The following is a 536-nucleotide window of genomic DNA, read 5'->3' as shown; positions in this document are numbered from 1 at the left end:
GCGTGCCCCGCTCGGACGATGACCGGCTTTCTGCCCCGGCAGAAGCGCGCGCGCGGATTCTGGCCCCGGCCCCCGCGCCCGCACCCGGCGATCCGGGCGTGATCGCCGATTGGCAGGCGCTGGCCCCGCTCTGGATCGCGCGCAGCGGCCTTGGCCTGACCGCCAACACCGCACCCGGCGTGTGCCTCATCGCGCCCAGCGCCGTTGCCGCGCCCTTCTTCGATGAACTGGCGCAGCGGCTGGTCTGGCCGGTCCGCGACGGTGCGGAGCGCTGGCTGGGGCTGACGATCGATCACGACGAGACGCTGGCCCCGGCGCTCGAGGCGCTCGAAGCCAATGTCCGGCACGGCTGGCAGGGCGTGGTGCTGGTCCGCCTGGAGGCGCACGGTGAACGGCTGACGCTGCGCCCGCTCACGCTCCATGGGCCGCACGGGCCGATCGACCTGACACTGTGGCGCGCGCCCCACCGACCGCGCCTCGCGCCAACCGGTGCGCAGCAGCGCCTGAGCGACTGGCTCGAACGGCTGCGCGCGGCG

The 536-nt window shown here is 75.0% G+C and carries 1 protein-coding gene; it reads left to right on the top strand.

The features are described from left to right. The coding region (locus tag MTR62_RS21180) for a hypothetical protein (RefSeq protein WP_244024654.1) at positions 1-536 on the top strand (536 nt) is incomplete at both ends.

It is taken from the genome of Novosphingobium organovorum (genome assembly GCF_022832435.1).
Classification (GTDB): domain Bacteria; phylum Pseudomonadota; class Alphaproteobacteria; order Sphingomonadales; family Sphingomonadaceae; genus Novosphingobium; species Novosphingobium organovorum.
Note: the sequence above shows the minus strand (reverse complement) of the source record. Positions and strands in the feature narration are given on the sequence as shown.